3 protein-coding genes are annotated in these 5,482 nt (G+C 20.0%); 2 read left to right on the top strand and 1 reads right to left on the bottom strand.

Translation table 11 applies throughout. The features are described from left to right. Positions 1-1,078 precede the first annotated feature (1,078 nt). Together trfA and GJU02_RS02245 are read left to right on the top strand one after the other, a co-directional pair. Complete coding sequence (trfA, locus tag GJU02_RS02250; protein ID WP_168919474.1) at positions 1,079-1,927, top strand: plasmid replication initiator TrfA; 849 nt, start codon at positions 1,079-1,081, stop codon at positions 1,925-1,927. A 61-nt stretch (positions 1,928-1,988) separates the two neighbouring features. Further along, positions 1,989-2,651 carry a prephenate dehydratase domain-containing protein gene (locus GJU02_RS02245; protein WP_168919473.1) on the top strand — a complete coding sequence of 221 codons (663 nt, stop codon included), beginning with the start codon at positions 1,989-1,991 and terminating at the stop codon, positions 2,649-2,651. A 59-nt stretch (positions 2,652-2,710) separates the two neighbouring features. Here GJU02_RS02245 and GJU02_RS02260 read toward each other — a convergent pair whose 3' ends face one another. Then, positions 2,711-5,482 carry an inverse autotransporter beta domain-containing protein gene (locus GJU02_RS02260; protein WP_211080500.1) on the bottom strand — a complete coding sequence of 924 codons (2,772 nt, stop codon included), beginning with the start codon at positions 5,480-5,482 and terminating at the stop codon, positions 2,711-2,713.

The raw sequence follows: 5,482 nt of genomic DNA, 5'->3' as shown, positions 1-5,482 counted from the left end.
TTTTTATAACCAATAAAAAAAATTTAGTCGATTTATTAAGTGTTTCAAAATAAATATTCATATAAGTTATATTATATATATTTTTTTTTATTTTACAAGTTTTAAATAAAAAATATTTTTTTTTATTATAAAAGATTATAAAAGATTATAAAATATATATATATTCTAAAATATATAATATATACACTTTGCTACTTGCTATCCCGTCTTTTGCTACTTGCTATCCCGTCTTTTGCTACTTGCTATCCCGTCTTTGCTACTTGCTATCCCGTCTTTGCTACTGTCTTTGCTACTTGCTATCCCGTCTTTGCTACTTGCTATCCCGTCTTTTGCTACTTGCTATCCCGTCTTTTGCTACTTGCTATCCCGTCTTTTGCTACTTGCTATCTTGTGTGTTATATATTTGATTAAAAACTTATATATTTTTTTTATAAAAAAAAAGTTGACATTTAAGAAAAAATATATAAAATAAGAAATAGGTTTTTATTATTGTAGAATATTAAGTGTTTTATAATTGTTCAATTTACATATCATATTATTTATATAATTTTTTTGTTTTTGTTTGTTGTTTTTTCTATATGTATAAATTAAATAAGGAAAGAGTTATATAAAAAAAGTTAGTGGTGTAAAACGAAAAATAAAAAATATAAGTAGGGTGGTAATAATGAGGTTAGAGAAAAATAAATTATGTGTGTATATGTATTTGATAGATACATAGGTATGAATATGGGGATGGGATAGAAGACATGGGAAAAAAATAGGTAAATTTATTATATTTTGTTTAAAAATATTAGATTAGATCAGGAAAGAAAAGAGAAGAGTTCTAGTGTATGTAAAAAAATAAAATAGATAAGGTTTAACACAACACCAAACCAAACACATACATCTGTTTTTTTTCAGATACTGATTTTTAAATTTTAATTATTATGCTTAATATGTGTGTTGCCTAATTGGTAATTATTATAAATAATAATAAGAAAAAATAAAATGATTTAAAATATTTTTATCTGAGGGAAAATTATGTCAAAAATTATAAGTTTTTTCTTTTTTTTTGTATATAAATTTTATTTTAACTTAAATGCGTAAAAAATTTATTTATGATAGGATTAATCTATTAATTAAAAAAAGTCATATTTTAAAAAAAAAAAAGACTGATTTGTTTAAATCTGTTCAATATATAGAAAATAAAAAATTCAATATAAAAAAATATTTTCCTAAAATTTCAAAAAATAAAAGAGCTGTACCAAATATTATATTACGTAGTTCTCTTTTTGGGATAGTAAAAAAGGGAAATAGAAAATACGAAAAAAATGTTTTAAAAACATCATTAAATGGGTTTTTTATACGATTTACAGGTGAAAATTTAGATCAATCAGATTTAGATGTTTGGTTGGAATGTGTATATTTGTTTACTAAAGCTCCTTTAGACAACAAAGTTATTTTTTCTACTTATTCTTTTTTAAAATCAATAGATAGAAAAACAGGTAAAAAAGATTATGAATGGCTAAAATCATCTTTAATTAGATTATCTATTTGTAGTATCGAAATAAATTATAAAGATTGTTTTTACATAGGTCATTTATTACATGAATGGTATAGAAATGATAAAACAAAAAAAAATATAATTTTATTAAATAAAAATATAATTTCTTTTTTCATAAATTCTATGTGGACAGCTATTTCTTTAAAAGAGAGGAGAAAACTAAAAGGAAAACCATTATCTCAATGGATTCATTGTTTTTATTGTTCTCATAATACCCCCCTACCTTATAGGGTAATAACTTTAAAAAAGTTATGTGGTAGTAATACTCTCATATTATGGAAATTTAGACAAATTTTAAAAAAATCTTTATATGAAGTTTCTCTAGTAACTGGATGGAAATGTTGGATAAATCAAAATGATGTTGTTTATATTATAAAAAAATAATGTTTATTTTTTATAGATTTTATCTTATAATGAGATTATTAATTATTTATTTTTATAAAAAATGTTAAAAACAATCAAAAAAAATATTATTATTAATTGTAATATAAATGATTTTATAAAAAAAAATCATTTACAACAAAATATAATTAATAAATATCATAAAAGTATTGCTTTTTTAGGACCTATAGGAAGTTATTCTCATTTAGCTACATTAGCTTATATTAATAAGAATTTTTTTAAAAAAATTCTTATTAATATAAGCTGTATAAATTTTACTGAAATTTTTTTTTATATCAAAAATGAAATTATTAATTTAGCTATAGTACCAATTTATAATAATTGTACAGGTTTGATAAAAGAAGTATTAAAATTATTAAAAAAAAATGATTTTTTATTTATAAAAAAAAATTTTACATTACCCATACAACATTGTTTAGTTGCTTGTAAAAAAAATATAGTTCTAAATAAAATAGAAAAAATTTTTAGTCATTCAGAACCATTAAAACAATGTAGTAATTTTATTAAAAAATATCCCAATTGGGGGGTAGAATATTGTTCTAGTTCTTCAAAAGCAATGAAGTTAATTAAAAATAATCCATCTAAAAAATTAGTTGCAATAGGTAATAAAATATCTGCTAATTTTTATAATTTGTATATTTTAAAAAATCAAATATCAAATAAAAAAAATAATAAAACTAATTTTCTAGTTTTAGAAAAATATTAATTTTAAAGAATAAATTATTCTTATGTTTTAAACATATATAAAAGAGTATTACCTTTATTCTACTCTACACATAAAAATGAAAAAATATTCCCAGTAATTCCTTTATCTATATCTCCATTTAAAAAATTAATATGAAAATGTAATGGATCTCTAAAATACATATTTATTATAGGAGTAGAAGTCCATATAAAATTAAATCTTTCAACTATAGGCCACCCATAATTACTAAGTAAATCATCACCTGAATGTTCATGATAAAAATTCAATAATTCATCTTTTGTTGGTAACCTAGATCCCTGTGATTCACAATATGAAACTGCATTATACCAATTAAATTTTGACCAATCTTCATTTAAATAATGATTAACTTGATCTCCTAAACGTTCTGCACTTAAAATAGGCCTTTTAAATTTTATCCCATTAACAAATAAAAATTCAGTCATGTGCCCGTACATTCTAGCACGTGGGGTATTAGGGCTTGTAGGTACTGTAAAAATTAAATTTATTTTTTTAGTAATATAATTATTTGCACTAATTTCAAATGTGGTACGAACCCCGATACCGTGGGGATCAGTTATTTCAAGTTTTAATTCACCATTTATATCTGTTGTTAATAAAAAATTATCACCATCATAAGATTTTTGATTAGTAATATCTTCAATATGTATTTTGCCACTATCTTTTCTAAAATCTCCCTGCCTATCCATAGCAAAAATTTTTTTTATTTGTATATTAGAAAATTTAAATCTTTTACCATATTTATCATAAACTGTTATCAAAAATTTAATTGGTTTACTAACTTTTGTAATGAGAATATTAGGATCTATTTTTAATACCATATTATCTACAGAGGGAGGGATAAAATAAATTTTGCTGCTAAGATTTTTATTAACTATATTATTAATACTTACTCTAAATAAAACTTCCCCAACAGATGAACTAGAGATTAAAGCAGAATAAGTACCTTTTGGATACTCAGTTATAGGTCCTACATGAATATTATGTTTATCAGCTAAATTCCCTTTTTCTACTATAAAATTAATGTTTTTCATATCTGTTAATAATTCATTATTTTTATCTCTAGCTTCAAAAGTTATTTTTGCTTTTTCAGAATTAACTAATATTTTTGTTGGAAAAATATTTAAAGTAGAAAAATTCTTATTTATTAAGGGGTGTAAAACTTTTATTTTAATATATGAAATATCTTTATTACCTAATGTATCAGAGGCAGTAATTTTTAATGTATAAATGTTATTATTATCATTACTAAAATCATAACTAGGAATAATTACAATATAATCATTATTATATAACTTAACTGACCCCCCATTTTTTAAAAAATTATTATTAGCATTAAAAAATATATTTTTTATTTCATTAACTGCACTAATTTTTAGTCCTAAAAAATATTCCTTTTTAGGAAAACCAATAATATTTTTTTTCGTAAATAATTTTATTAAAAATTTTTTTCTATATTCTAATAAAATATTATTATTTCTATTAACAAAATCATATCTATGATCATAAGTAGAGGAAAAAATATTAGAAATTTTTGTATGTGTTTGATCATATAATGAAGAATTTAATTTCCAATTAATATTAACCCCGAATTGGATATTATTTTTTCCTAATAAAGTTTGAAAATTTTGTATAGTAAAAGTTAAAAAAGGTATTGGGTTATAATTAATAGAGAAAGAAAAAATAGAGGGTGAAAAAATTTTTTCATAATTTTCACTATTATTTTTTTTTTTAAAAGCTATATTACCTAAATATTTTGAATAATAAAAATTTAATATTAATTCTGGTATTTTAGGTAGATATCCTTTAATTCTAAAATCATATCCTGTAGCTGGTTTTGAAAAAAATTCATCATCATTTATATCATTAAAATTAGTTTTTTTTTTTAGAATATTTGTATGTTGCCATCTACTTAAACCATAATACATATTAATACTTAATTTAAAAAATTCTTTCCAGAATTCAACACCTAAACCTAATCTTGTGTTTTCTAAAGAAATATCATAATCCAGAAAATTATTTATTCCTAATAAATAATTGTTATCAAAAAACATTTTTCTTAAACCAAAACCCAAATTATTTTGAGTTCTATTATTGGTTTTATGTATATTATTTTGTATAAAAAAAATATAATTTTCATTTTCAATTAATGGTAAAAGAAAACTGATTTCAGAATTATTAAAATTTAAATTTTCATCTAAATTTATTTTTATGGAAGTTTTTCCATTTATTTTAAATTTATTAAGTATTTTATAAATATATTTTTGTATCCTGTTATTTATTTCATTATTAATATTATTAAGTACATTTAATTTAAAATTTTCTATAAATGTTTCTTTGTTAGAAACATTGTTTAAAAATTTTTTTTTCGTTAATAAGTAATAATAAAATAAATTATTTTTATCATTTATATTTTGTTTTTTTTTTGAAATAAAAAAATGCGGATTATATTTATTTAAATAGTTACTGCTATCAGCATTTTTTTTAATGTTATTCCAAATAACTTCATTTTTACTTAAATCCATTTTGTTTTCTTTTTTAATAGAAGAAATTTTTTTTTCTAATATATTTTTAATGTGTTTTTTATCAAAAATATTTTCATGAAATTTTCTTTCTTTTAAAAGAAAAAAAAAATATTCTCTTTTTATTTTTTCTAAAATATAAATTTTAAATGTTAATTGTTTAGTTTTTTTATTCGATGCTTCTAATTTAAATACGTTATTAGTTAAAAAAAAATATATCAAAAAAACAGTTGTTAATATTTCTAATATTTTAATAAAAATATTAGAAATTAAAAAATTATTTTTTCCCAT

Origin of the sequence: Enterobacteriaceae endosymbiont of Donacia thalassina, assembly GCF_012568245.1 — a bacterium.
In the GTDB taxonomy this organism is placed as follows: Bacteria; Pseudomonadota; Gammaproteobacteria; order Enterobacterales; family Enterobacteriaceae.
The sequence above is the reverse complement of the archived record's forward strand: the minus strand, read 5'-3'. Positions and strand labels throughout refer to the sequence as shown.

Bases quoted from the DNA above. Each gene is read 5' to 3' on its own strand.
- trfA (WP_168919474.1), top strand. From the start codon at position 1,079: ATGCGTAAAAAATTTATTTATGATAGGATTAATCTATTAATTAAAAAA.
- GJU02_RS02245 (WP_168919473.1), top strand. From the start codon at position 1,989: ATGTTAAAAACAATCAAAAAAAATATTATTATTAATTGTAATATAAAT.
- GJU02_RS02260 (WP_211080500.1), bottom strand. From the start codon at position 5,482: ATGGGAAAAAATAATTTTTTAATTTCTAATATTTTTATTAAAATATTA.